We start from the raw sequence: 23,512 nt of genomic DNA on the forward strand, positions 1-23,512 counted from the left end.
ATCCTCATCTCGCCTGACACTTGGTGGCAACTAGCTGCCGATTGCGGCTGGTTCCGTTGCGTTACCGTTTGAAATCCTTAATTGAATTTCGCGCGATGGCCTACTCATGCCATAATCTGCAGCGAAAGATGTCATTGTGGGCAGTTATCCGGGGATGTCGTGAGCCTGTCCGCAATGATTTCGGGACCGATGCTGATCGAGCGCCAGTATTCTGCGGCAATGATCGAAAGAACATCGGCCCGCTTGTTGGAGGTGGTTTGAGTGAACGAGCCCTTCAGTTTCGGTGCACCGGAACGGCAGCGCTTTACAATGCAGTTCGGCTACAATGTACGGCCGTCTTTCTGGCAGTCCATGCAGTCGAACGCGCATCTGGTGATTGCCGGCATCGGTACCATCGCGCTGCTTGGCGTGGCCGGTGTGGCGCTGTGGTTGTCCTTGCCAGGCAATGACCGTCAAGTGGCCGCCGCCACCTCGGTGCAAACTGTCCCGACAATTCCGGTAAAGACCACGAAGATCGCACCCGTGGCGGCCACTGTGACCGTGGCGACGACGCCGCAAGCCGCGCAGAAGGCAGACGCCGTAGCGCCGGCAAACGCCGCGCGCCAGGCCGACATCGCCGCGCTCGCTTCGAACAATCCGCGCTGGACGGCCTCTGGGGCGCAGACCCAGCCCGGTCAACCCGAGGCGCAGCCGGCCCCATCCGGTCAGGCGGCGAACCCGACGGCGGAGCAGAAGCCGACCGATACGGCCTTTGCCGAGCCCGCCGCCGCGAGCGACGCATCGACGGCGCTATCGCAGCTCGCACCTCCCACGGATGCGAAGAAGCCTGAAGACAAGATGGATAGCGCCAAAACGGCGGCCATCCCCGAAGCCAAGCCCGACGTTCCCGACGACCAGCCGGCGGCGGACAGTGCCGACACGCCCAAGCCGAAGGCGCAAAAAGCCAGCGCGGTGGCCAGCGGACGCATCCTGCGGGCTGTCACAATGCGCTCAGGCCCGAAGAAGGGCGCCGGCGCCATCACGACCGTGCCTGCGAAGGCGTCGGTGCAGGTGCTGAGCTGCAAAAAATGGTGCGAGATCGTCTATAACGGCAAGCGCGGCTGGATCTACAAGAGCTACATCAAGACCGGCGCCTGACACCTAATCCGCCAAGCAGCCGTCCAAAGCGGCGTTTTCGCCGCTCGAGCTTTCGGATTGCCAGGAAGGATCCATGTTCCTCGAACGGCACTTCGTACAGGCCGCAGTCCTGGCAACTCTCTTTCTTGCCGCATGAGGGAATCCAGCATCTGACGTCGTGCGTCCAGGCAAGCGCCACCCTCTCCAGATGAAGGTTGGACGAGCTCTTCAGCAGGATCAGTTCTCCGGGGACAGCGGTCTGCTTGATATGATCGGAAACTTCCTTCGGGGTACGAAGTTCGAGGAAACGCCCACTGTCATGGTCAGCCTTGCTGGCGCGTGAGCGATGGGCGTTATCACCGGTATAGATGACCTCGTCGGCGATATCGCGCGCAATCCCATATGCAGTGCCATACTTCCTCGACGATCCCAAATAGTCGGAGATCTGTCCGAGCACGATGCGCTTGCGCGCCGTGCTGGCCTTCCTCATCATATCCAGGGTGATACCGATCGAATGCCAGGGCGCCTTGGCCGTGTCGACGATGAATTGCGGACCGCTATCGACCGTCAGCACCTTGCAGCGGTTCGGCAATGGCTCGAACGAAGCCAGTCTTGCCGCAACTTTCTCTGGCGGGACACCTAGCTCCAACGCCGTTGCGATCGCCGCCGCCGTGGGCAGCCAGAACTGCTCGCCTGGAAACGGTGCATGGACGTCCAGTGCCCCACCGCGCCAATGCAGCGAGAATCGCAGCAGTTCGGGATATGCGGCATGAACATCGCTGACCCGGTAGTCTGCATTGTCAGCCTGGCCGAAGGTCGCAATCCGGCATTTCACGCCGGACGCCATGCCGAGCACGAACGGATCGTCGCAATTGAGCACCGCAATTCCGTCGGACCTCAGCGCATCGACCAGCGCCCGCTTTTCCTGCGCCACAGCGTCCGGCGTCCTGAACTTGCCCACATGCTCCAGCCTGACCATCGTCACGATCGAGACGTCCGGCTTCAGCATCTCCGCCATGCCTCGGATCGAGCCGGGTTCAAAAGCGCCGGCCTCGAAGACGACATAATCGAGCTTGCCCGCGCGATTCATCCGCTTGTAAAGCGCACGGACAAGTGCCTTGAACGTATTAGCCAGGACCTGAGTGTAGACCGTGCCGTGGCCGGCCAGAATATGCCCAAGCAAGCTCGTTGCAGTCGATTTGCCAGAGCTGCCGGTTATGCCGATGAAAGTAGCCTTGCTCCGCGCACGCGCGCGTTCTGCCCGATACCGGCGCAAACGCCAGCCCACATCGTTGCGAATGTCGCGCAGCACGACTTTACCAACCAAAAGCTTCCCCTTCCCCCGACCCGTTATCCTTTCCACGGACCATCAAGTCAAACCGGCAATGGGCCTAACAGCATCAACTGCACGCAGGAACGGAAAGCCCCGATGTCAGCCGCTCAAATACAGCGCCCGCCATCGACCTCCAGCGCGACGCCGGTGATGAAGGCGGCCTCGTCCGAGGCCAGCCAGAGCGCCGCGTTGGCGATGTCGAGCGGCGTCGAAAGCCGGCCGAGCGGGATCGAGGCGCGGAATTTCTCGCGGATCTCGGGCGTGTCGGCGCCCATGAATTTTTCCAGCATGCCGGTCTCGCCGGCGACCGGGCACAGGCAGTTGACGCGGATGTTCTTCGGCGCCAGTTCGACCGCCATCGACTTGGTGGCGGTGATCGCCCAGCCCTTCGAGGCATTGTACCAGGTCAGGCCCGGGCGCGGCCTGAGCCCGGCCGTCGAGGCCGTCGTCAGGATGACGCCGCCGCCCTGCCGATCCATGATCGGCACGACCGCAAGCGCTGCATGGTAGATCGCCTTCATGTTGACGGCGGTGATCAGATCGAAAGTCTCTTCGTCGACGCCGAGCAAGTCGCCGTTGCGGTGCGTGTACCCCGCATTGTTGACCATGATGTCGATGCGACCGAAGGCGCTCTCGGCGGCATAGACCATCTCGTCGAATTCCGAGCGCAGCGACACGTCGGTCTGGGTCCAGATCGCGTTGGCGCCGATCTCCTTGGCGACCCGCTCGGCGCCCCTGACATTGAGGTCGGCGACGACGACGCGCGCGCCTTCCTCGGCGAAGCGCTTCGCCATGCCTTCGCCGAAACCCGACGCCGCTCCCGTTATGATGGCGACCTTTCCTTCCAGACGCATGTTTTTCCCGCTCATTGGACCGAGATATCTCCCTTAGCTTTCGTCACATTCACGTTCTATGCTGCGAGCGCGAACGCTTCCGTGGGCCCGTCGCTGGCCGACAGCCCGTCGTTGGCGCGAGTGTCAGGGAGATAGGTGGACCGATGCAAGTGCAAGCGATTGGTCCTCACATGTGACACCATGGCACTGGAAAATTTAAATCGATTAGAATATACCACCCACGCTGCCGGTGACCGGCATCAAATCGGACAGACCATGACCAGCCAGATCATCCCCGTCGACCCTTTCGACTTCATCATCTTCGGCGGCACCGGCGACCTGTCGGAGCGCAAGCTTCTGCCGTCGCTCTATCATCGCCAGCGCGACCATCAGTTCTCCGAACCGACGCGCATCATCGGCACATCGCGCGCCAAGATGAGCGACGCCGAATTCCAGGCCTTTGCCAGGCAGGCGATCTCCGACCACGTCCAGCCGGCCGACATCGACCAGAAGGAACTCGAAACCTTCCTGGCCAGGCTTTCCTATGTCTCGGCCGATGCTACGACCGGCGCCGGCTTCGACAAGCTGAAGAAGGCGATCGGCGATAGCGACTGCGTCCGCGCCTTCTACCTCGCGGTGGCGCCGGCGCTGTTCGGCGACATTTCGCACCAGTTGAAGCAGCACAAGCTGATCACGCCGAACTCGCGCATCGTGCTGGAAAAGCCGATCGGCCGCGACCTGACCTCGGCGCGCGCGCTCAATGATGCGGTCGGCGACGATTTCCAAGAAAGCCAGATCTTCCGCATCGACCACTATCTCGGCAAGGAGACTGTGCAGAACCTGATGGCGCTGCGCTTCGCCAACGCGCTTTACGAGCCGTTGTGGAACTCGGCTCATATCGACCATGTGCAGATCACGGTGGCCGAAACCGTCGGCCTGGAAGACCGCGTCACCTATTACGACAAGGCCGGTGCGCTCCGCGACATGGTGCAGAACCACATGCTGCAGCTACTCTGCCTTGTGGCCATGGAAACGCCGTCCTCGATGGACGCCGACGCCGTGCGCGACGAGAAGCTCAAGGTGCTCAGGGCACTCAAGCGCATCAACGGCAACGAAGCGCCAAAGCACACGGTGCGCGGCCAGTATCGCGCCGGCGCTTCCGCCGGCGGTCCGGTCAAGGGCTATGTCGAGGAGCTCGGCAAGGACAGCACCACCGAGACCTTTGTCGCCATCAGGGCCGAGATCGGCAACTGGCGCTGGGCCGGCGTTCCGTTCTATCTCAGGACCGGCAAGAGGCTGGCGAGCCGGGTTTCGGAGATCGTCATCGAGTTCAAGCCGATTCCGTTTTCTATCTTCGACGACAGCGCGGGGCCGATCTTCGCCAACCAGCTGGTGATCCGGCTGCAGCCCGACGAAGGCGTCAAGCAGTTCATCATGATCAAGGATCCGGGCCCGGGCGGCATGCGGCTGCGCCAGATCTCGCTCGACATGAGCTTCGCGCAATCCTTCGACGGACGTGCGCCGGATGCCTATGAGCGGCTGATCATGGATGTGGTGCGCGGCAACCAGACGCTGTTCATGCGCCGCGACGAAGTGGAAGCGGCGTGGAAATGGATCGACCCGATCCAGAACGCCTGGGAGAGCGCCAGGCAGGAGGCGCAGGGTTACACGGCCGGCACCTGGGGACCGTCGGCCTCGATCGCGCTCATCGAACGTGACGGACGGACATGGCACGAGAGCAATTGAGCGAGCCCCGCTTCGCCTGGAACGGCTTCGCCGACCGCCCGGAGTTGGCGGCAGCGCTTGCCGGCCACGTCGCCGGACGGCTGACCAAGGCGATCGCCGACCGCGGAACCGCCCTGCTCGCCGTCTCCGGCGGCACGACGCCGGCGAAATTCTTCGCGGCACTCTCGGCCATCCCGATCGCCTGGGACAAGGTGATCGTGACGCTGGTCGACGAGCGTTTCGTGCCGCCTTCCTCGCCACGCTCCAATGCCGGGCTGGTGGCGGCCAACCTTTTGCAGAACCAGGCCAAGGCGGCGCGCTTCGTGCCGCTCTACCATGAGGCCGAAAGCATCGAGGCGGCGGCGGCTAGCGACAGCGAGGCGCTGCGGTCGCTGCCCTGGCCGCTCGACGTGGTGATCCTCGGCATGGGCGGCGACGGCCATACCGCCTCGTTCTTCCCGGATGCCGGCAATCTCGACGAACTGCTCGACCCAGCCTCGCAACGGATCGTCATTCCGGTGCATGCGGCGAGCGGCGGCGAGCCACGGCTGACGCTGTCGATGGCGCGCATCGTCGCCGCCGGCTTCATCGCGCTGCATATCGAGAGCGAGGACAAGCGCACGGCATTCGACGCTGCGTTGGGGCCTGGCGCGGAAAAGCCCATTCGCAGGGTGATCGAGGCGGCGCCGATACCAGTAGAGGTATTCTGGGCACCCTGATTGCAACATGACGGCCCTGATGGCGCCGGGAGGACGCCTGCTGGGTTTGAAAGGACGGACCATGACAGCCAGACGCGACATCGAAGCCATCACGGAACGCATCCGCCAACGCTCGAAAGCCGGCCGCGAAGCCTATCTCGGCCGCATCGCCGGAGCGTCCAGCAACACCGCCAACCGGGCGGTGCTGGGTTGCGGCAACCTCGCGCACGGCTTTGCCGTGTGCAGCCCTTCGGAAAAGATCGCGCTCGGCGGCGACCGCGTGCCGAACCTCGGCATCATCACCTCCTACAACGACATGTTGTCGGCGCATCAGCCCTTCGAGACCTTCCCGGCGCTGATCAAGGAAGCCGCGCGTGAAGCGGGCGGCATCGCCCAGGTCGCCGGCGGCGTGCCGGCGATGTGCGACGGCGTCACCCAAGGCCAGCCCGGGATGGAATTGTCGCTGTTTTCGCGCGACGTCATCGCCATGGCGGCGGCGATCGGCCTGTCGCACAACATGTTCGACGCCGCCGTTTTCCTCGGCGTCTGCGACAAGATCGTGCCCGGACTGGTGATCGGCGCGCTCACCTTCGGCCACCTGCCGGCGGTGTTCGTTCCGGCAGGGCCGATGACGACGGGCCTCGCCAATGACGAGAAGGCCAAGGTCCGCCAGCTTTATGCCGAGGGCAAGGTCGGCCGCGCCGAATTGCTGGAGGCGGAGTCCAAATCCTATCACGGGCCGGGCACGTGCACCTTCTACGGCACCGCCAACTCCAACCAGATGCTGATGGAGATCATGGGCCTGCATACGCCTGGTGCCTCCTTCGTCAATCCGGGCACGCCATTGCGCGACGCCCTGACCCGGGAAGCGGCGAAACGGGCGCTGGCGATCACCGCACTCGGCAATGCCTATACGCCAGTTGGGCGCATGATCGACGAGCGTTCTATCGTCAACGGCGTTGTCGGCCTGCATGCCACAGGCGGCTCGACCAACCACACCATCCATCTCATTGCGATGGCCGCCGCCGCCGGCATCGCGCTGACCTGGCAGGACATTTCGGACCTGTCGGAGGCGGTACCGCTGCTCGCGCGCGTCTATCCGAACGGGCTTGCCGACGTGAACCATTTCCACGCCGCCGGCGGGCTCGGGTTCCTGATCCGCGAGTTGCTCGACGAAGGCCTGCTGCATGAGGATGTGCAGACGGTCTGGGGCGAAGGCCTGCGGCCCTATGCGGTCGAAGCCAGGCTCGGCGACGACGGCAGCGTGGTGCGCGAGGCGGCGCCACCGGTGAGTGGCGACGAGAAGGTCCTGGCGCCGGTGAGGAAGGCGTTCCAGCCGACCGGCGGGCTGAAGGTGCTCGGCGGCAATCTCGGCCATGCCGTGATCAAGACGTCCGCCGTGAAGCCCGAGCGGCGCATCATCGAGGCGCCGGCGAAAGTGTTCGACAGCCAGCAGGGGCTGAACGACGCTTTCAAGGCCGGAACGCTGACGGGAGACTTCATCGCCGTCATCCGCTTCCAGGGGCCTAAGGCCAACGGCATGCCGGAACTGCACAAGCTGACCACGGTGCTCGGCATACTGCAGGATCGCGGCCAGCGCGTCGCGCTGGTGACGGACGGTCGCATGTCGGGTGCCTCCGGCAAGGTGCCCGCGGCGATCCATGTGACGCCGGAAGCGGTCGAGGACGGACCGATCGCCAGGATCCATGACGGCGACGTCATCCGCCTCGACGCCGATGCCGGGACGCTGGAAGTGCTGGTGCCGGGAACGGAATTCGCGCTGCGTCGGACCGCGGACGCCGACCTGATAGGCAACGAGTTCGGCTTCGGCCGCGAACTGTTCGCCGGCTTCCGGCAACTGGTCGGCCGCGCCGACCACGGGGCGGCGGCGTTCGGAAACGCCTGACTAACCGCCTTCAATGAAAAGGGCGGCCCAGGGCCGCCCTTTCTGTTTGTCCTGATCGCAGCGCCTACTGGACAGTGAGTTCGTTGCGCTCGCCGGCCTTGATCGTGAAAGGCGCTTCCTTGTCGGCCTTGTCGGTGGTGAAGTTGGTCACCAGCACATAGTCGCCGGCCGCAAGCGTGGTCTGCATCTTTTCGCCATAGGCGTAGGTCACCTGCTTGCGCTCGCCCTGGATGTTCTTCTTGGCCTCGAAGATCTTGAAGCCGTCGGCGCCGGGTGCGTCGACAGCCAGCACGCCCGCGTTCAGCGTCACGTTGACATCGGTCATCTGCCCGACCGTGACGCTGAACGGCTGCTCAGTCGACACGGCCTGCACATCGACACCCATCACATAATCACCGGGCGGCAGGTCGAACTGGCTGTCGGGGCCATAGGCGTAAGTGACCTGGTCGCGGGTGCCATCGAGCTTCTTGGCCGCCTTGTAGACCTTCCAGGACACGTCGGTGCCGGCCTTTTCGCCACCCTGGGTGTAGAAGGCATTGGCCTTGGCCTTGCCGACGCCGACGATCATGTCCTTGTCGACGACCTGGCCGGCGGCAAGCTGCAACGTCTCGCTCACCTCGCCGGCTCCCAGCTTCACGGTGACCTTGGTCTCGCCGGACGGAACGACATACTTGACCTCGCCATAGTTGCTGTCCGACGTGCCGCCAGGATAGGCGATGCTGATCTGCGCATTGCGGTCGACATCGGCCCCAGGCGCCGGCCGCGCATGGATGGAGACCTGCGCGGCGTTCAGGTTGAGCGCCAGCTCCGTTGCCTTGTCAGCCGTCAGAGAGACCTTCTGCTCGGCCTTGGCGGCGCCACTCGAGGCGACGACGATGTAGTTGCCGGCAGCAAGATGGAACTTGACGACGTTATAGCCGGAATCGACGTGTTCGCCGCTGTCCCCCTTGGCATCATCCTTGAAGACTTCATAGTAAACGTCGATCTTCGGCACCTCGCCGCCCTCTTTCAGGAACGCTTGCGGGATGAGGTTGTAGTCGACTTCGGCTGCCGCCGGCGCCGGCGCGGGGGCCGGTGCCGGTTCAGGGGCTGGCGCCGGAGCCGCCACGGTCTCGACCAGGGCTTCCTGCAGCGCTTTCTCGTCAGACGCCTGGATGTATTTGCCGCCGGTGTTCTCGGCGAGGCAGGCGATCTGCTTGCCCTCGTCGGCGCTGAGCCCGAAGCCGACGACATCGGCCTTGAAGTCTACGCCGGTTTCCTTCAGCTCCTTGCCGAGCGCGCAGGGGTCGCCGCCGCAGGTTTCCAGGCCATCGGTGATCAGCACCACCGTCGCCTTGTCCTCGGTGTATTTCAGCGCTTCGGCAGCCTGCTTGACGGCTGCCGTCAGCGGCGTCTTGCCCAAAAATTTCATGCTGTCGGCGGCGGCCGAAATCGCGCTTGCCGAACCCGCCTGCGGCGGCACGATCAGCTCGATGTCGTCGCAGCTGCCCTTGGTGCGATGGCCATAGGCCATGAAGCCGATCTCGTCATCGGTTGGGACCGACTGCAGCACCGTGCGCAGCGATTCGCGCGCGATTTCCAATTTCGGCTTGCCGTCGATCTGGGCCCACATCGAGCCCGAAGCGTCCAGAATGATGATGACCTTGTTGGCCGCAAAGCCAAAACTCGTCATCGACAAAAGCATTGCCGCCGCAGCGACGCCCCGTATCAGTCCCGCCATGGATGTCTCCTGATTGATCCCTCGTCCGCGCCGGGCAAGCTATTTTAGGTGGCCCGCGGAGACAAGCTGCAAAAGCCGATGCATGTCGCGCAAAAATTGCGCGGCGGTTTTGTGGCAGTCGGCGCTGCTCGGTTCGATCGCCTGACAGCGGTCAGTAAGTGGTCCGGCGCTCTTCAGAAGGCGGGCGGCCGAACTGCAGGCGGTAGCTCTGCGCGAAATAGGAGTGCGAAGTGAAGCCGGTGGCGATCGCCACGTCGAGGATCGGCATGTTGGTCTGGCGCAGCAATTCGCGCGCCCGCTCGAGCCTCAGCCGCATATAGTAGCGGCCGGGCGTGACGCTGAGGTGGCGCAGAAAGAGGCGCTCGACCTGGCGCACGGAAAGCCCCGCCGATTTGGCGAGTTGCACCGCCGACAGCGGTTCGTCGAGATGGTCGGCCATCAATTCGACGATACGCCTGAGCTTCTCCGACTTGCCGGTGAGGTCGCGCTCGGGCCCGACGCGCTGACGGTCGCCGGCCGAGCGGATGCGTTCATGCTGGAACTGGTTGGCGACGCCATTGGCGAGGTTGGAGCCGAAATCGCCGCGCACGATCTCCAGCATCAGGTCGATCGAGGTGGTGCCGCCGGCGCAGGTGTAGCGCTTGCGGTCGATCTCGAAAACGTTTCCGGTGCAGTTGATATCGGGAAAACGCTCCATGAAGCCGGCGCGGTTTTCCCAGTGGATGGTGCAGCGATAGCCGTCCAGCTGTCCGGCCTCGGCCAACAGATAGGAGCCGACCGAGAGCGCGCCGAGCGCGTTGCCGCGGCGGCCCCAGCTGCGCAGCGCCGCCAGCACCTTGCTCTTGCCGGGGAACTCGATGGAGAGGCCGACCGAGACGAACAGGATGTCGACCGGCGGCATGTCGGCAACCGAGTAGTCGATCTTTAGCGGCAGGCCGTTGGAGGCCATGACCGCGTCGCCATCGGCCGAGATCGTCGTCCAGCCGTAAAAATCGCGGCCGAGCAGGCGGTTGGCCGAGCGGAAGCAATCGATGGCCGCGGCCAGCGAGAACATCGAGAACTTGTCCACCAGAAGGAAGCCGAACTGACGGCCGCCCTGAACGGGATCGCTGGTGACCGGCCGCTCGATAGGAAGGGAATGGTTCGGCAACTACGTTGCTTTCCGCGTCAGAAGGACGGCCGCTTCATCCCGGCCGCGAGGTAGGCGGAAGCTACAGTGTTCGCCATCAGCATGGCAATGGTCATCGGGCCGACGCCGCCTGGCACCGGCGTGATGGCGCCGGCGACCTTGGCCGCCTCGGCATAGGCGACGTCGCCGACCAGCCGCGACTTGCCTTCGCCCTTCTCCGGCGCGGGAATGCGGTTGATCCCCACATCGATGACGGTCGCGCCGGGCTTCACCCAATCGCCCTTAACCATTTCCGGGCGGCCGACGGCGGCGACCAGGATGTCGGCGGTACGGGCCAGCGCCGGCAGGTCCTTGGTGCGGCTGTGCGCGATAGTGACGGTGCAGTTTGCCGCAAGCAAAAGGTTGGCCATCGGCTTGCCGACGATGTTGGAACGGCCGACGACGACGGCGTTGAGGCCGGACAGATCCTTGCCGCGGACGCGCTCGATCAGAAGCATGGAGCCAGCCGGCGTGCAGGGCACGAAGGCGGTTTCGAGCTCGCCGGTGCCGAGCTTGCCGACATTGATGAAGTGGAAGCCGTCGACATCCTTTTCGGGCGCGATGGTCTGGATGACCTTGCCGGCGTCGATGTGGCCGGGCAGCGGCAGCTGCACCAGGATGCCGTGGATCGAGGCATCAGCGTTGAGGTCGTCGATGATCTTGAGCAGTTGCGCCTCGCTGGTGTCGGCCGGCAGCGTGTGCTGCAGCGAATGGAAACCGCATTCCTTGGCGGTGCGCGATTTCGAAGCGACGTAGACCTGGCTGGCAGGGTCTTCACCGACGATCACCACGGCGAGGCCGGGCTTGGTGGCTCCTTTGGCTACCAGTTCCGATGTCAGCGCCTTCACCTTGGAAACCACGTCCTCGGCAACGCTCTTTCCGTCAATCACTTCGGCCATCACTCACCTCAATCACGGTTCTGCCGACCACAAATCCTCGTGGACGTCGATCCTTCAGTCATCAATCTCGATTAGCCCAACGCTAGGCGCGGACGCACCAATGCAGCGCGGCATTTTCACGAAAATTCGGCCGGGCAATCCCGTCAAAGCGTCGTCGGATGCCGTAAACCCGAAAGCATCGGCATTTCTCGGAACCGGATGGTCTAGAAATAGCGGCGGCGCGTGCGGCTTTCGGTCAGGTCGCGCACCGCCTCGCGGAATTCGCGCAGGCTGGCGCGGATTTCGTCGATCTGATCCTGCTGGTCGGCCGGAGACGTGTGCGCGTACGGCTCTTCGTAAGGGGCTGGCCGCGCGTAAGGATCTGGCCGGGCATCATTCGACGGGTAGGCATAGCTGCTGGCAGGCGGCGGATGAAAGCCTTGCTGCGCTGGCGCGACCGGCTCAGTGTAGCGAGCCTCGCGGTTTGGCGCCTGCCAAGCGCTTTCGGGTGGAACAGAGTCGGCAGCGACCATGTCCTCGGAGTCGCGCCGCACGAAGTAGCGCAAGGATGAAGCAAGCGCGCCCAACAATCCTGGACGGCTAGCATCATTGGCCGGCGCCGCGGGGGGCATGGCTGGTGTGGCCGGGAGTGGAGCAACCGGCGAAACCGCAGCGGCGGTTCGCACTGGCGACGTCGGCCTGGCTGCCGCTGCCGGCCGTGCAACTGTGGTCGGCGGCGGGGCAGCAGGCGCAACCGGCGGCGGTGCAGCGAGAGGCGCCTGCAGCGGCGGCGGAGCTGCACGGTAGGGCCTGTCCTCCACGGGCTTCGGACGCCCTTCTGTGCCACCTCGGCGCGAACGCGCATCGACCGTCTCGCGCAGGCTGGCATAGATGCCGCGCAGCGCGCCGAGGCCTATGCCGGCGAACAGGCCCGCAAAGAGGCCCGCCAAGGCCATCACGGCGCGCGACGGGCCCTTGGCTTCCAGGGGAGGTTGCGCAGGAGTGATCGTGTTGATGTTGGCGGAGTTGACGTCCTTCTGCTCGCTGGTCTCCTTGGCGCGCAAAAGGTACTGCTCATACACCGAACGCTTGGCGGCTGCCTCGCGCTCCAACTCACGCAACGACACAAGATTGTTGTTGACGTCGCCACTCTGCACCTTGGCCTGCGCCAAACGCGACGACAGATCCTGCTCGAGCTGGATCGAGCGTTTTAGATCGACCTGCAGCGACGCCGCGATGCGCTGCAATTCAGCGCTGATGCGCTCGCGCGCACCGACAAGCTGGGCATTGAGCGCCTGGAGTTCCGGATGGCGCGGGCCGAACTTGATGGCGGCACGATCCGCCTCCTGCTTCAACGCCGCGTATTGCGAGCGCAACTCGCTCATCATGTTGGAGTTGATCTCTTCCGGCAACGTGCCGTTGAGGACAGAGTTGACGTCCAGCGAGCGCGCGGAGGCCGCACGCGCGTTGAGCTCAAGCGTGCGGCCACGCGTCACCGATAGCTGCTCGTTGAGCTTCAGCATCTGGTCGTCGCTGATCAGGCGGCCCTGCGCGTCGACGAGATCGTGCGTGGCCCTGAAATCCTCGACGTTACGCTCCGCCTTCTCAACGCCTTTGCGCAGTTCGTCGAGTTTGGATGTCAATGCGCTCGTCGCCCGCTCGGCCATATCGGACTGGTATTGACCGATCTCGCGCTGAAAGACATCTCTGGTGGTGTTGGCAATCAGCGCCGACTTCTCGCCACTCTGCGTGGTGGCGCTGATGGAGATGACGAAGGTCTTGCCGGTGCGCTCGACCGACAGGCTCTCGGCGAGGTTACCGACGGCCAACGCCTGGCGGCGCACCTCGCCCTTGCCAGCCGGCTCGTCATTTCGGGACAGCATCGAACGCAGTAATGACATGACGCCCAGTCGGCCGGAGCCCTGCCCGTTGAATTCCGGATCGTTGACGAGATTGAGCTCCTTGACGACTTCATCGAGGACCTTGCCGGACGTCGCCATCTTGATGCGGGTTTCGACGACGGCCAAGGCGGCATCGGGCTGCCCCACCGATTGGGTGAGATCGCGGTCGGAAAGCTTCAGATCACCAGGCTCGATGGTCAGCTCAGTCGTCGCCTCGTATTTCTTCGGCGTCGACAGCGCGATCGCGATGCCGAGCACGGCACCCAAGATCGTGGTGGACAGGATCAGCGCCCTGGATCGTGCAATGCCGCCAATCACCTGCGCTGGATTGATCAGTGGCTTCCATTCCTGTGAATCGGAATCTCCCCCAGCGGGCGGCTGCCTCGCAGCGCGAGACCCGAGCGCAAATTGATGATCCGGGGCCTGGCCTGCATCGTCCTGCCCCGTAGCGCCGTGGCGATCTGTCTTATGCCACTCGTCGTCGGTTGGACTTGCGGACGCCGAGGAGCGAACGCGACTGGGCTCGTCGGCTTCTGCCGGCCGCGGACTTGACTTGGCCTCGCGGTCGAAGCGCGCGGCGCGATGGCGCGCGGCGGCGTCCTCGCGCCATGAAGCGTTGGCCCGCTCACCGATCGGGACGGTGTTGTCTTCGCCGCGCACGGCCTGGCCGAGCGCGAGCAAAGAGCGCTCACGCCTCCAATCATCGCGGTTGTCCCTGTCGACCATTGTCTCTGAAATTACTCTCTGGCGGCCTGGGAGCGGCGGTTGGCCAATCGTTAAGTCAGGCTAAACAGGCATAGGAAACAAAAGGTTAATTTTGCGCTCCGGCAGGCAGGGTTTCTCGCCGTCAACGCGGCGTTTTCGGCATTTCCGATGGGTCCCCAAACGGCGCGTTAAACTTTCACGCCTATCTATCGGCCCGGACATGACCCAGGCCAGCGACATACCGCAAAGGCGGAGCTTCGCGCGGATCGGCCACTTCGTGGCCAGCCGGCGCAAGCTGGTGCTCGACTATTTCTCGGCGATCAGCGGCGCCGGCGGCCGGCTGGTGTTCTCGCTCGCCTATTTCGTCGCTTTGGCCAACACGCTGTCGATCGCCGAATTCGGCATGTTCGCCACCGCCTCGGCCGCCGGCATCATGCTGTCGCGTATCCTCGCCTTCGGCTTCATCTCGGCGCTCTACCGCACCGCCACGATCCGCCCGAACCTGATCGGCACATTCACCGCGGGCTTCCTCTATCTCGGGGTCTTGTCGCTGCCGTTCCTGGCCGGCGCGGCCTACCTCGTCTACCTGATCTTCTTTGCCGGCACCGTGCCCTTGTCGGCCTTTGCCGCGGTCGTCTTCGCCGAGGCGCTGTTGTGGCGGCCGGTCGAGGTGGTGCTGATCGTCAACAACGGCCTCGGCAAGTTCGGCCGCGCCGCCGTGCTGGCGATCCTGGCGACGGCGCTGAGGGCCGTGGGCGCGGTGCTGTTCATGTTCGCCGCGCAGCGCACGATCGGCGTCTGGTCGCTGTTCTATATCGGCGCCAACGCCGCCTCGCTGATCGTCGCCTTCCTCTTCTTCTATCCGCGCCAACGCCTGCGGCTACGCACCGAGCTCTATTTCCGGCGGCTTGCCGATTCCCTCTATGTCGCCGGATCCGAGGTGCTGTTCTACCTGCAGATGGAGTTCGACAAGCTCCTGGTGCTGTCGATCGGCGGCGCGCACCTTGCCGGCATCTACGCCATCATCATGCGGCTGGTGGACCTCACCGCGATCCCGATCCGCACCTTCTCGATGATGCTGGTGCAGCGCATGATGCGCGCGCCGGAACTTCTGTCGCGGCTGGCGGTGAAAAGCGGCATCGAAGGCGGCGTGTTCGTGGTTTCGACGGTAGCGCTGGTGTCGCTAGGCGTCGTTTTACATTTCTTCCCCAACGCGCTGGGCAAGAACGTCGCCGAGGCGGCACCGCTGGTCGCGCTCGCGGTCTGCGTGCCCGGCCTGCGAAACCTCGTCGAATACCAGGCCGAGCTTCTGTTCGCGCGCGGCCAGACGGCGGTCAGAGCAATCAATCTCGGCCTGCTCGCGGGCCTGAAGGCGGTGCTTTTGACCTATGTGCTGACGACGATCCCCGACACGTCCAATCTGGTGCTGTCGCTCAACATCGTCTTTCTGCTGCTCTACCTCGCCTCGATGCTGCTGACCTATTCGGCGATGCGCAGGCCGGCGAAGGCGATTTAGCGTGCCTATTGGCAACCAGAGTTGCCGTTCGTTTGACAGGGCGGACCATTGCAAACGTTTGGGATCGGAGCGAAGCATTCGAGGTCGTCATTCCAGGGCGGAGCAGGAGCGAAGCTCCGTCGCGAAGACCCTGGAATCCATTCCGTGACCTTGACGGTGGAGCGCAGCGGAGCAGCTTCGAAGTAACGGCATGGATTCCAGGGTCTGCGCGCGTCGCTTCGCTCCTTGCTCCGCCCTGGAATGACGAAGGAAGGTTCGCCTTCGCTAAGTTCCCATCGTCAGAACTATCCGAGTCCGATCAAACGCCGAATCCGACCGATATCCGTGCCTATGAAAGACTGCATGCCGATCGCCACCTGTTCCGCCGCCATAGTGTCGACGAAGTGGCGGAACTGATCGTCCGACAGCGGCTCGCCGTTCCAGTGGACGCGGCAGAATTCTTCCGAGCCGTGGAAATGGCCGGCGCCTTCGAGCACATCGTCGACATGGCGGCCATAGATCATGCATTCGGAAAATTGTCGCGCCGAGCCGACCACGCCGACCCAGTCGCAGCCATGCAGCTTCTCGATGCGCTCGCACATGGCGCTGACGGTCTCGCGGCGCCAGGCGATCAGCGTCGAGATGTAGTCGTGAGCGGATGTCTTGCCCGGATCGATGCCGAGCGCCGCACCGGCATTGCGCGACCAGATGCGATGCTCGTCATGGCCGTCCCGGGACAAAACACCGTCCCGTCGGAACAGTCGCACCTTGCCGTCGCGCCAGAAGGCGCCGGTGTCGAACGGCTTCAGGAAAGCAACGTCGGAATCGCAGAAGATGAGCACATCTTCCTTCGCGTGGCCGGCAATGGCGATGCGGCGCAGCTGCTGCACATGCCAGCCGCGCAGCGGCTGCGTTTTGAAACTCAGCCATATGCGGCGGCGGAAGCCGCTCAGCGGATCGTCGAAGACGCGCAGCCAGCGCGGCAGAAGATCGCGTTCGTCGACAACGCTGCGGCGGCTCCCTTCCAATTGCCTGAACAGCGCGACGTCGCGGTGCTCGGTGAGAATGTAGTGATGCGCCGCGCCGCTGACGTGGCGATCGATGGTTTCGCACAGCAGGCGGCAGCGTTCGAAATCCGGCGCATAGCTTGCCGTCACGATCGCCGCCGACGGCATGACCGGCAGCGGCTCGACCGCGGCGGCAACGTCCGGCACGAAACGGCTGTTCACCGGCGCGCCTCCAGCGGCAGCGGCTTGTTCGACGACAGCTTCTGCTTGAGCACGCGCCACAGGAACACCGGATTGCCGACGATGTAGCGGCGCCACAGGCGGCCCGGCTCGATCCAGAGACGAAATGCCCATTCGAGCCGCAGCTGGCGCAGCCACAAGGGCGCGCGCGGCACCGACCCGCTCATGAAATCGAGCAGCGCGCCGACGGCGATCGGCAGCGTGCAATAGCGGCCGTCGATGTGGCGCTCGATCCACAATTCCTGGCGCGGCACGCCCATGGCGACGAGCAGTATATCCGGCCGCAACACGGCGATGCGCTCGAGCACCGCCGGCTCCTCGGTGGCCGAGAAGAAGCCGTCATGGATGACGACGAAATTGTGCTGCACGGCAAGCGACGACAGCTTCGCGCAGGCGGCTTCGGCATTGGCGCGCGTCGTGCCGAGCAGAGCCACGGTCAGCGGATGGGACGCTGCCTGCAGGAAAGCCGGGATGAAGTCGGTGCCGTTCAGATTGCTGGGAAAAGGCGCGCCGTAGAGCAGCTTCGCCGCCATGTCGACGCCGACGCCGTCCGGCAGGATGAGAAAGTCCTCCAGCGCCTCGGCAAAGATCGGATCGGTGCAGGCCAGATTGGCATTGTGGGCGTTGAGGAAGCTCACCTTGGTGAAGCGCCGCTCATCAATCAGCCTTGTCAACAAGGTGATGGCCTCGTCCCAGCCGATGGCAATCACTGAAATGCCAAGAATGGTCTTCAGCGTGTCGAAGCCGAAGGCGGCACGGGCGGTGTGCATGTTCATGCCGCGACCTCCTGCCTGACAGCGCCGAGCTTTTCGAGCCCCAGCCCGATGGCGGCATCGAGCGCCTTGAGCTGACGGCGATGGAAGGCGCTGCCGTCGACGTCGCGGACGCTGGCCGCGGCCGCCTGCAGCGCCGCGGCGAAAGCAACCGGATCGTCGGTGACGACGCAGTTGTCCGGGCGGTAGCCGATGCCGCGCAGCGAGCGGCTTGTGGCGACCGACGGCAGGCCGAGTTCGAAAGTCTCGATTGTCTTCAACTGCACGCCGCTGCCGGCTGTGCTGATCAGCGGAATTACCGCGGCGCCGCGCACGAAGGCCTGGGCGTCCGGAACCCGGCCGACGAAGGCGACGCCAGGATGCGGGGATGCGACGCCCGAAGGCATGTTGCCGGCGATCCTGATGCGGAAATCCGGCTTCAGATGCGGCACGACCTTGCTCAGGAACCAGTCGAGCCCGATGCGGTTCGGCTGCCAGGTCCAGGTGCCGATCAGCGCCGCGTCGCATTCGATGTGGCGCTGCGCCTTCTTCGGCGCCTGCGCGCGGGTGACCAGCGGCAGCACGGCCGAGCGGTTGTCGGCGGCGACGCCGAGTGCTGAGCGATCCTCGTCGGCCAGCGTGAAGACGAAGCGCGCCGCGCCGCAGAGGCGCTCTTCCATGACCCTGAGCAATCTTGCCTCGCGGCGGAACATCCAGCGCTGAAGCGCATCGGTTGCCGCGGCGGCATTTTCCTCGGCCGAGCGATGCTCGACATTGTGGGCGACGAAGACGAATGGACGGTCGGAGAGAATTTTCTCAAAGGCGCCGGCGAACTGCACGGAATTCAGCACATAGCCGTCGAACGGGCCGGCGCGATCGATCGCGGCCCGCACATCCGCATCCGGGACGACACGCAGCTTGACCGAGGAGAAGGTGAGGCCGGAGGCCACCGCCTTGCCCAGCCAGACAAGCTTTTGCAATCCCGAGGCGCTGTCGGTGCGCACCTCGACGGCGTCGAGGACGACGGTGTTTTGCGGATCGGACGGCGTCTTTCCCGGCCAGATGAAGCCCATCACCGTGACGCGCACGCCGGCGCGCCGCAGCGCGTCGATGATCGCGGCGTTGGCAATCTCGTAGCCCGAGGCGAGAGCGCCATCGGGCACGATCGATGTGGCGAACAGCAAATGCATCTCACCTATCCGTTGGTGTAGCCGGTAGCAAAGCGCGGTGAAGCCTTGATTAAATGGCTCTGTCAAAGGCCGAAAACCCAGGCTTTTCGCCTGCCGCGCGTGAAGGTGATTAACGAAACGTTATCATCGCGATGCTATCGAGGCTTGAAACCCACGCTGCTCAAAAACGGATGATCCCTTTGCCGTCCGACGCTTCCGTATCGATCGCCGGGCGGTCTCCAGAGCTCGCCGCCGAGACCGTCGAGGCGGTGGTGACACTGCCGACCTTCAAGCGGCCACAGCAGGTGCTGGAAACGCTGGCCTCGCTGAAAGCCCAGCGAACCGGCAGGCGTTTTGCCGTCATCGTCATGGAAAACGAGGCCGAGCTGCGCGAAGGCGCCAAAGCCGTGCTGCCGCTGTTCGAAAGCGGCGAGATGCAGGGGCTCGTCATCATCGCGCATGAGCGCGGCAATTGCAGCGCCTACAATGCCGGCTGGCAGACGGCTCTGCTGCACTTTCCCAATTTCAGGCATCTCCTGGTCATCGACGACGACGAGCTTGCCGAGGCGGATTGGCTGGAGCGCATGTGCAAGGCGGCCGAAACGCTCGGCGCCGACGTCGTCGGCGGCCCGCAAGTCCCGATCTTTGCCGACCCGGCGCATGCCCGGTGGGCCGAGCACCCGGTGTTCGCGCCGCCCTACCGCGAAACGAGACTTGTGCCGGCGCTCTATTCGTCCGGCAACCTTCTGGTCGGGCGCAATGTGCTGAAGGCGATGGGACCGCCGTTTCTCGATCTCAAGTTCAACTTCATGGGCGGTGGCGATGCCGATTTCCTTAGCCGCTCAGCGCAAAAGGGCTTCGTGCTCGGCTGGTGCGCCGAGGCCAAGGTCAACGAAACGGTGCCGGCACGCCGTGTCGAGGCCGACTGGATCCGGGCGCGGAGCCTGCGCAACGGCGTGATCTCCACGCTGGTCGAAAAGAAGAAGCGCGCCGGCACGCCCTTTGCCGGCCTCAAAGTCTTCCTGAAGAGCATGGCGCTGCTCGCCGCCTCGCCGCTGCGCGGCGCGATCCGGCTGGCGCGCACCGGCTCGCCGGCCACCGGGCTCTATCCCGTCTATGTCGCGCTCGGCCGGGTGCTTGCCGAATTCGGATATGCCAATGAGCAGTATCGCCAGCCCGAGAAGAACTGAGCGCGCGCCGCTTAGTGACGCTTTCACCAGGCAAGGTGTGGCGACGGCGATCGCCGCGCTTCTGTTCACCGTCATCCTCGTCTCATTCCGGCCCTTCCAGCCGGCCGGCGCCGAGCTGACGGGGGATGGCGGCGACATCGTAAACCAGCTGGGTTTCGGCTCGCTGGGCGCTGTCTCGATCTTCTCGCTATTTGCCTTCGCCGATCCGCGCGTGGTGCGCTCGCTGGTCAGCCCCTCCTGGGCGCTGATGCTGGGCTTATTCTTCCTGTCGGTGGTGATGGCGACCGACCCGCCCGCCGCTATGCGCGCCGCCTCCTTCACCATGATCGGCATAATAACCATGGCGACGATCCTGGTGCTGCCGCGCGACGCGGACTCTTTCGCCAAGGTGATCATCTTTACTGCCGTCGTCGTGATGGGCCTTTCCTATATCGGCCTCATCGTCTTCCCGCATGAGGCGCTGCACACGGCCGACTCGCAGGAGCCGGAGCATGCCGGCCTGTGGCGCGGCGTCTTCACCCATAAGAACATCGCCGGCCCGGTGATGGCCTGCTTCAGCTTTGCCGGGCTCTATCTCTTCCGGCGGGGACAGCGCTGGTGGGGCGCCGGCATTTTCTGTGCGGCGATGATCTTCATGCTGCACACCGGCTCGAAGACGACGGCGGGGCTCGTTCCGTTCTCGATCATGATCGTCGTGCTGCCGAGCCTCATCGGCATGCGGCTCGGCACGCCGATCCTGTTTGCGCTGGCAATCACAGCAACCGCCGTCGGCACGCTCGGCATCGTCTTCATCCCGCCGGTGAAAGCCCTGGCGGCAATCTATTTCCCCGACCTCACCTACACCGGACGCACGACACTTTGGGAGTTCGCCGGCGACATGCTGGCAAAAAAGCCGTGGACCGGCTACGGCTATGAAAGTTTCTGGGGGACGCCGCTGCTGCTCAACCAGGACCAGCCCTTCGACCGCCCCTGGGACATCCGCACCATTGTGCACGGCCATGACGGCTATCTCGACATCGCCGTTTTGATGGGCATTCCCGCGCTCTGCGTGGCCGTCTACACCTTCCTGATCGCGCCGCTGCGCGACTACATGCGCATCCCGGCGCGCAGGGAAAACATTTTCCTCGGCGACTTCTTCATGATGGTGGTGCTGTTCACGGCGCTCAACGCTTTCCTCGAAAGCTTCTTCTTCCATCGCGGCGATCCGGTCTGGCTGTTCTTCGTGCTCGGCGTATTTGGGCTGAGGCAAGTCTCGCTACGGCCGATCCCGGTCCGCCGCCCCGGCTGATCGCTGGACGATCGATCTCTGAGAAACTGGACTTTTCCAGCGCCACGCAAACGTCTAAGGAAGCCTTCTTTCGGAGGCTTTGATGACGATCAGGCTTATTCTCGCCGGCTGCGGTAATATGGGTTACGCCATGCTCGCAGGCTGGCTGAAATCCGCCAAGCTGGAGCCGTCGGCGGTGTTCGTGGTCGAGCCCAGCGCCGAACTGCGCAGCCGCGCCGAGCATCTCGGCTGCCGCGCCGCCGCGGACGCTGCTGGCATTCCGGCCGATGCTGAGCCGGATCTCGTCGTCATCGCCGTGAAGCCGCAGGTGATCCGCGAGGTGACGGCGCATTACAAACGCTTCGGCGACGGCCGGACCACTTTCGTCAGCGTCGCCGCCGGCACGCCGGTCGCGACGTTCGAAGCTATCCTGGGCGAGCATGCGCCGGTGATCCGCTGCATGCCGAATACGCCGGCCGCGATCGGCAAGGGCATGATGGTGGTGTTTTCCAACCCGCTTGTCTCCGACGACGTCCGCCGCTTCGTCCTCGAGCTTTTGTCGGCCAGCGGCGTGGTGACGACGATCGACGACGAAAGCCTGATGGATGCGGTGACGGCGGTCTCCGGCTCCGGCCCGGCCTATGTCTTCCACTTCATCGAGGCGCTGACGGTCGCTGCCGAGAAGGCCGGGCTGCCGGCGGACACCGCCAAGCTTTTGGCCATGCAGACGGTGTTCGGCGCCGCCTCGCTCGCCGCCGAAAGCGACGACGAGCCGGGCGAACTGCGCCGGCAGGTGACCAGCCCGAACGGCACCACAGCCGCGGCGCTCGCCGTGCTGATGGGCGAGGACCGGCTGACCAAGCTGGTCACCGAAGCGGTCGAGGCCGCACGGCTCAGGTCGATAGAGCTGGGGAAGTAAGCTTCGCTCCGTACAGCATCTCGTCCTGCAGCTTGCGCAGGGCGTAGAGCCGCGTCGTCTGGTCCGGCGCGGCATTGTCCGCAGTCAGCAGTTCGCCCTTCCCGACCGGTTTCAGCACCTTGCCCCCTTCGAGCAGCCCGACCGGCACGGCCCGGTTGGCGCGGGCTTCCGCTACCGTCATGGTCCAGGAGCGGTAGCAGGTCTCGCCGATGGCGTCGAAGGTCTCACCGGCGGCAAGATCGCGCTTCGCCACCGCGCATACTTCCGCCACCGGCTTCGGCAGCGGCACCATATCCGGCTTGCCGTGCAGCATGATGCGGGCGGCGGTCAGCGGCACTTCCAGCGAGGTCAGGTGAAAAGGCCGGAACAGGCCGTAATAAGGACCCTTGCCGACATGCAGATCGTCCATGCGCTCGACGACGCGCGGATGCATCGCCTCGACGATGACGAAGACGCCCGGCGCCACGCCCTTGCCGATCGTGTAATCGACGACGCCCTTCTTCGACAAAAGCCCACCATCCTCCTTCGGAATCAGCACCTTGGCGAGCTGGTCGCGATCGGCCTTGGGGCCGTGCATGCCGGGAACATCCGGCACCAGGCCGGTAGCGTTGGCGATGGCGCACATCTCGACCATGGTCTTGGACCCATCGACGAACTCGACCAGCATGCGCGGGTTCATGTTGCGGCGGACGGCTTCTTCCCGGTAGTCGTCGGGCACGGCATCGTGGTTGAGCGGGTTGTTCTTGCCCTTGCCGGCCGCGACGACGCTCAAGCCCAGCGCCGAGGCGAACTCGATGAGTTCCATGCAGCTCGACGGCTCGTCGCCGGCGCCGACCGAATAGACCACGCCCAGACGGTCGGCCTGCTGCTTCAGGTAACAGCCGATGGTGACGTCGGCCTCGACATTCATCATCACCAGATGCTTGCCGTGCTCCATCGCCATCAGGTCGAAATCGGCGGCGACGCCTGGCTTTCCCGTGGCGTCGATGACCACGTCGATCAGCGGGTTGGTGACCAGCATCTCGTTCGAGGTAATGGCGATTTTGCCGCTCTCGATAGCCTGCGTGACCTTCGATGCCGTCTCGGCTTCGGCGGCCATCGCCTCGTCGCCATAGGCGATGCGGATCGCCTCGCGGGCGGTGTGCGGGCGCCGAGTCGAAATGGCGGCGATCGAAATGCCCGGCATCAGCATGCCCTGCGTCACCAGATCGGTGCCCATCTCGCCGGAGCCGATGACGCCGATGCGCACCGGCCTGCCTTCGGCGGCGCGGCGGGCGAGATCGCGGGCAAGTCCGGTCAGGGCAACATTGGTCATGGGCCGTCCATGCTTTTCGATTTTGGGCCGCAGTTACAGGCAACGGCTGCGTTTTGCCAATCAAAGCATCCGCCCGTGGCAATTTCTCGCGCGCAATTTGCAAAAGGCCAGCAAATCCCTTGCAGCAACCTTCCGTCTGGCTTTCGCAACGTAAGCCGCTACTGTTTGGCGACGT

Annotated in this window: 18 protein-coding genes; 8 read left to right on the forward strand and 10 right to left on the reverse strand. The window is 64.4% G+C overall.

Annotated elements, in window-relative coordinates; translation table 11 throughout:
• The first annotated feature begins 261 nt into the window (after positions 1 to 261).
• Positions 262 to 1,137: an SH3 domain-containing protein gene (locus FJ988_RS22330; RefSeq protein WP_181183631.1), complete on the forward strand. Its 876-nt coding sequence runs from the start codon at positions 262 to 264 to the stop codon at positions 1,135 to 1,137.
• Here FJ988_RS22330 and FJ988_RS22335 read toward each other — a convergent pair.
• Positions 1,121 to 2,443 carry a Mur ligase family protein gene (locus FJ988_RS22335; protein WP_246688638.1) on the reverse strand — a complete coding sequence of 441 codons (1,323 nt, stop codon included), beginning with the start codon at positions 2,441 to 2,443 and terminating at the stop codon, positions 1,121 to 1,123. The genes FJ988_RS22330 and FJ988_RS22335 overlap by 17 nt on opposite strands.
• Positions 2,444 to 2,556: 113 nt before the next feature.
• Positions 2,557 to 3,303, reverse strand: coding sequence for an SDR family oxidoreductase (locus tag FJ988_RS22340; RefSeq protein ID WP_140820538.1), 747 nt, complete (start codon positions 3,301 to 3,303; stop codon positions 2,557 to 2,559).
• Between the two features lie 255 nt (positions 3,304 to 3,558).
• On the opposite strand from FJ988_RS22340, the gene zwf reads away from it, so the two are divergent.
• The 3 genes from zwf to edd all read left to right on the forward strand — a co-directional run bounded on the left by zwf (position 3,559) and on the right by edd (position 7,611).
• Entirely contained in the window at positions 3,559 to 5,028 is a 1,470-nt protein-coding gene (gene zwf, locus FJ988_RS22345) for a glucose-6-phosphate dehydrogenase (RefSeq protein ID WP_140820512.1), read from the forward strand.
• On the forward strand, positions 5,010 to 5,726 hold the full coding sequence (pgl, locus tag FJ988_RS22350) for a 6-phosphogluconolactonase (protein ID WP_140820513.1): 717 nt from the start codon (positions 5,010 to 5,012) through the stop codon (positions 5,724 to 5,726). Before zwf ends, pgl begins: the two co-directional genes overlap by 19 nt.
• A 61-nt stretch (positions 5,727 to 5,787) precedes the next feature.
• Positions 5,788 to 7,611 carry a phosphogluconate dehydratase gene (edd, locus tag FJ988_RS22355; protein WP_140820514.1) on the forward strand — a complete coding sequence of 608 codons (1,824 nt, stop codon included), beginning with the start codon at positions 5,788 to 5,790 and terminating at the stop codon, positions 7,609 to 7,611.
• Positions 7,612 to 7,675: 64 nt separating this feature from the next.
• On the opposite strand, the gene FJ988_RS22360 is transcribed toward edd, so the two are convergent.
• The 4 genes from FJ988_RS22360 to FJ988_RS22375 all read right to left on the reverse strand — a co-directional run bounded on the left by FJ988_RS22360 (position 7,676) and on the right by FJ988_RS22375 (position 14,004).
• Positions 7,676 to 9,331, reverse strand: coding sequence for a VWA domain-containing protein (locus FJ988_RS22360; protein WP_181183632.1), 1,656 nt, complete (start codon positions 9,329 to 9,331; stop codon positions 7,676 to 7,678).
• Positions 9,332 to 9,482: 151 nt separating this feature from the next.
• Positions 9,483 to 10,481 carry a GlxA family transcriptional regulator gene (locus FJ988_RS22365; protein ID WP_140820515.1) on the reverse strand — a complete coding sequence of 333 codons (999 nt, stop codon included), beginning with the start codon at positions 10,479 to 10,481 and terminating at the stop codon, positions 9,483 to 9,485.
• A gap of 17 nt (positions 10,482 to 10,498) precedes the next feature.
• A complete protein-coding gene (folD, locus tag FJ988_RS22370; protein WP_140820516.1) occupies positions 10,499 to 11,398 on the reverse strand; it encodes a bifunctional methylenetetrahydrofolate dehydrogenase/methenyltetrahydrofolate cyclohydrolase FolD in 900 nt (299 codons plus the stop codon).
• 203 nt (positions 11,399 to 11,601) lie between these two features.
• Positions 11,602 to 14,004, reverse strand: coding sequence for a GumC family protein (locus FJ988_RS22375; protein ID WP_140820517.1), 2,403 nt, complete (start codon positions 14,002 to 14,004; stop codon positions 11,602 to 11,604).
• A 199-nt stretch (positions 14,005 to 14,203) separates the two neighbouring features.
• Here FJ988_RS22375 and FJ988_RS22380 point away from each other — a divergent pair, with 199 nt between their 5' ends.
• Complete coding sequence (locus tag FJ988_RS22380; RefSeq protein WP_140820518.1) at positions 14,204 to 15,499, forward strand: lipopolysaccharide biosynthesis protein; 1,296 nt, start codon at positions 14,204 to 14,206, stop codon at positions 15,497 to 15,499.
• A 284-nt stretch (positions 15,500 to 15,783) separates the two neighbouring features.
• Here FJ988_RS22380 and FJ988_RS22385 read toward each other — a convergent pair whose 3' ends face one another.
• From FJ988_RS22385 to FJ988_RS22395, 3 genes are read right to left on the reverse strand one after another with little or no spacing between them, the layout of a single operon-like run.
• The gene (locus FJ988_RS22385; protein WP_140820519.1) at positions 15,784 to 16,707 is read right to left on the reverse strand and encodes a DUF6492 family protein; all 924 of its coding nucleotides are present in this window, start codon (positions 16,705 to 16,707) and stop codon (positions 15,784 to 15,786) included.
• Positions 16,704 to 17,501: a WecB/TagA/CpsF family glycosyltransferase gene (locus tag FJ988_RS22390; RefSeq protein ID WP_140820520.1), complete on the reverse strand. Its 798-nt coding sequence runs from the start codon at positions 17,499 to 17,501 to the stop codon at positions 16,704 to 16,706. The genes FJ988_RS22385 and FJ988_RS22390 overlap by 4 nt, the downstream gene beginning before the upstream one ends.
• Positions 17,498 to 18,667: a glycosyltransferase family 4 protein gene (locus FJ988_RS22395; protein WP_140820521.1), complete on the reverse strand. Its 1,170-nt coding sequence runs from the start codon at positions 18,665 to 18,667 to the stop codon at positions 17,498 to 17,500. The genes FJ988_RS22390 and FJ988_RS22395 overlap by 4 nt, the downstream gene beginning before the upstream one ends.
• Before the next feature lie 170 nt (positions 18,668 to 18,837).
• Here FJ988_RS22395 and FJ988_RS22400 point away from each other — a divergent pair, with 170 nt between their 5' ends.
• The 3 genes from FJ988_RS22400 to proC all read left to right on the forward strand — a co-directional run bounded on the left by FJ988_RS22400 (position 18,838) and on the right by proC (position 22,022).
• Positions 18,838 to 19,836: a glycosyltransferase family 2 protein gene (locus FJ988_RS22400; RefSeq protein ID WP_140820522.1), complete on the forward strand. Its 999-nt coding sequence runs from the start codon at positions 18,838 to 18,840 to the stop codon at positions 19,834 to 19,836.
• Positions 19,805 to 21,124: an O-antigen ligase gene (locus tag FJ988_RS22405; RefSeq protein WP_140820523.1), complete on the forward strand. Its 1,320-nt coding sequence runs from the start codon at positions 19,805 to 19,807 to the stop codon at positions 21,122 to 21,124. Before FJ988_RS22400 ends, FJ988_RS22405 begins: the two co-directional genes overlap by 32 nt.
• A gap of 82 nt (positions 21,125 to 21,206) precedes the next feature.
• On the forward strand, positions 21,207 to 22,022 hold the full coding sequence (gene proC / locus FJ988_RS22410) for a pyrroline-5-carboxylate reductase (RefSeq protein WP_140820524.1): 816 nt from the start codon (positions 21,207 to 21,209) through the stop codon (positions 22,020 to 22,022).
• Here the strand turns inward: proC and FJ988_RS22415 are convergent.
• Positions 21,997 to 23,337, reverse strand: coding sequence for an NAD(P)H-dependent oxidoreductase (locus FJ988_RS22415; protein ID WP_140820525.1), 1,341 nt, complete (start codon positions 23,335 to 23,337; stop codon positions 21,997 to 21,999). The two genes, proC and FJ988_RS22415, sit on opposite strands and share 26 nt — an antisense overlap.
• Between the last annotated feature and the right edge of the window lie 175 nt (positions 23,338 to 23,512).

Origin of the sequence: Mesorhizobium sp. CU3 (assembly GCF_006442965.1) — a bacterium.
Classification (GTDB): Bacteria; Pseudomonadota; Alphaproteobacteria; order Rhizobiales; family Rhizobiaceae; genus Mesorhizobium.

Bases quoted from the DNA above. Each gene is read 5' to 3' on its own strand.
- FJ988_RS22415 (WP_140820525.1), bottom strand. From the start codon at position 23,337: ATGACCAATGTTGCCCTGACCGGACTTGCCCGCGATCTCGCCCGCCGC.
- FJ988_RS22405 (WP_140820523.1), top strand. From the start codon at position 19,805: ATGAGCAGTATCGCCAGCCCGAGAAGAACTGAGCGCGCGCCGCTTAGT.
- pgl (WP_140820513.1), top strand. From the start codon at position 5,010: ATGGCACGAGAGCAATTGAGCGAGCCCCGCTTCGCCTGGAACGGCTTC.
- FJ988_RS22360 (WP_181183632.1), bottom strand. From the start codon at position 9,331: ATGGCGGGACTGATACGGGGCGTCGCTGCGGCGGCAATGCTTTTGTCG.
- proC (WP_140820524.1), top strand. From the start codon at position 21,207: ATGACGATCAGGCTTATTCTCGCCGGCTGCGGTAATATGGGTTACGCC.
- FJ988_RS22395 (WP_140820521.1), bottom strand. From the start codon at position 18,667: ATGCATTTGCTGTTCGCCACATCGATCGTGCCCGATGGCGCTCTCGCC.
- edd (WP_140820514.1), top strand. From the start codon at position 5,788: ATGACAGCCAGACGCGACATCGAAGCCATCACGGAACGCATCCGCCAA.
- zwf (WP_140820512.1), top strand. From the start codon at position 3,559: ATGACCAGCCAGATCATCCCCGTCGACCCTTTCGACTTCATCATCTTC.
- FJ988_RS22380 (WP_140820518.1), top strand. From the start codon at position 14,204: ATGACCCAGGCCAGCGACATACCGCAAAGGCGGAGCTTCGCGCGGATC.
- FJ988_RS22375 (WP_140820517.1), bottom strand. From the start codon at position 14,004: ATGGTCGACAGGGACAACCGCGATGATTGGAGGCGTGAGCGCTCTTTG.
- folD (WP_140820516.1), bottom strand. From the start codon at position 11,398: ATGGCCGAAGTGATTGACGGAAAGAGCGTTGCCGAGGACGTGGTTTCC.
- FJ988_RS22400 (WP_140820522.1), top strand. From the start codon at position 18,838: ATGATCCCTTTGCCGTCCGACGCTTCCGTATCGATCGCCGGGCGGTCT.
- FJ988_RS22390 (WP_140820520.1), bottom strand. From the start codon at position 17,501: ATGAACATGCACACCGCCCGTGCCGCCTTCGGCTTCGACACGCTGAAG.
- FJ988_RS22340 (WP_140820538.1), bottom strand. From the start codon at position 3,303: ATGCGTCTGGAAGGAAAGGTCGCCATCATAACGGGAGCGGCGTCGGGT.